Origin of the sequence: Staphylococcus sp. HMSC62B09, assembly GCF_001839115.1 — a bacterium.
GTDB classification, from domain to species: Bacteria; Bacillota; Bacilli; order Staphylococcales; family Staphylococcaceae; genus Staphylococcus; species Staphylococcus haemolyticus.
The window spans coordinates 1-1,515 of sequence record NZ_KV840086.1 but is presented as its reverse complement, the minus strand read 5'-3'; the positions used below and the strand labels follow the sequence as shown (position 1 = coordinate 1,515).

Below are 1,515 nucleotides of genomic sequence, written 5' to 3'. Positions count from 1 at the left end.
AGTGGTTTGGCAAGCATTGGCTTTGCTAGCCACTCACGTGGTATCGTCGCCTGCTTGTTGGGGATAATCCCCAAACCCCCTAGGATTTTTTCGTAGAAAAAATAAGTGGCTAAAAAGATAGCCACTTATAGTTTAAAAGCATAGATACTAAATAATAAAGTTCTTTCGTCACCTGTTTGTATTTGAGTTATAAATTATAGATGCTAATCCTAAAATGGCAACAAAAGCTACCAATAAATATACTGAGAAATTATCAGTTTGAATATAAAATTTAAATAGTAAAAATGCTAAAAGTGCAACTATAAAATAAACAGGAATAAAAGATTTCTTCCAAAATATTGAATTTTTCATATAATCAACTCCTTAAATAGGAATTAAATTGACTAGAAGCATGAAGCCGCAGCACCAGTTGCTCCTCCGGATACGCCTCCAATAACAGCACCAGCTGCTGTACCTAAACCAGGAATTACTGAAGCAGCACTAGCTCCACCTAAACCACCAGTTCCTGCACCACCGGCTGTGCCTAGTGCACATTTACCCCAATTAGTCTTTCTTTCTTGAGATGATTTAATTACTTGTACATCAAATCCATCTCCAGATTTTTTATATGCTAGTACAACCTCGTTACCATTTTTATCAGTAGCATTTGTAGGCATTTGCTTTGTTTCTTTACCATCAGATAAAGTTAATTCGCCATTTGAACTAACTGTACCCTTTACATTTTTATTGACTGATAAATGTAGTGTGCTTTCATTTTTTTGACTTAATTTACCTATACCTTCTTGCTTTTCTGCTGCATGCGTTTGATTATGATCAGAAATTACAAATGGAGCAGCCACAGAACCTGTTACAATCGCAGTACTTAAAATTACTTTTGATAGAATGTTATGTTTCATAACTGAGACTCCTTTTAATTTATTTAATTAATTTTAGATTATCAAATTATTACGTAAATATAGTGAATATTTCTTAAATGTTATATCATAGCTCCAAACTGTATTTAATTTATTTTCAATTTCCAAAACATTTTCAAGGAGAATGTACCATAATATTATTTAATTAATAGTTTGTTAATTCGACAAAATTGCAAAGTACAGTTATAGAAGTGTGTAAAATAAAAAATTTATAAAGTTAATAATGTATGAGTTATACAAAGTGACTACCCATAATCGTTAATTATGTTAATTAAAGGAAAAAGACCCAAATACCGTCATATCAGCGTCTGGGTCTTTTAAAAATGAAAATTGAATATAAGATAATGAGATACTAAAACATTAATAAACTTTATACGTTTGTCCAGTTTGAGCGCCTTCAACACTTTTAATAAATGCATTTGCTACTTTATCAACTGGAACAGCTGTAAATCCTTAAAATAAATGATAATGTAGTTAAAAATGCTACTGAAAATAATAACGTCTTTTTAACAGAAATAGTCAAAATAATTCCTCCATTTTCTATATAAAAAGGAGAAATAATTAAATATGAAAAAAAATAAATTAAAAAAGTATAACTTAT

2 protein-coding genes and 1 pseudogene are annotated in these 1,515 nt (G+C 30.0%); all 3 read right to left on the bottom strand.

The genetic code is table 11. The features are described from left to right. Positions 1-168 precede the first annotated feature (168 nt). Positions 169-351, bottom strand: coding sequence for a hypothetical protein (locus HMPREF3265_RS01040; protein WP_070860862.1), 183 nt, complete (start codon positions 349-351; stop codon positions 169-171). Positions 352-383: 32 nt separating this feature from the next. Then, a complete protein-coding gene (locus HMPREF3265_RS01035) occupies positions 384-896 on the bottom strand; it encodes a hypothetical protein (RefSeq protein ID WP_070860861.1) in 513 nt (170 codons plus the stop codon). 378 nt (positions 897-1,274) lie between these two features. Continuing rightward, a pseudogene (locus tag HMPREF3265_RS12775) lies at positions 1,275-1,367 on the bottom strand (short chain dehydrogenase); the annotation flags it as partial. Positions 1,368-1,515 lie beyond the last annotated feature (148 nt).

Excerpts from the sequence above, each read along its gene's own strand:
- HMPREF3265_RS01035 (WP_070860861.1), bottom strand. The coding sequence starts at position 896 with ATGAAACATAACATTCTATCAAAAGTAATTTTAAGTACTGCGATTGTA.
- HMPREF3265_RS01040 (WP_070860862.1), bottom strand. The coding sequence starts at position 351 with ATGAAAAATTCAATATTTTGGAAGAAATCTTTTATTCCTGTTTATTTT.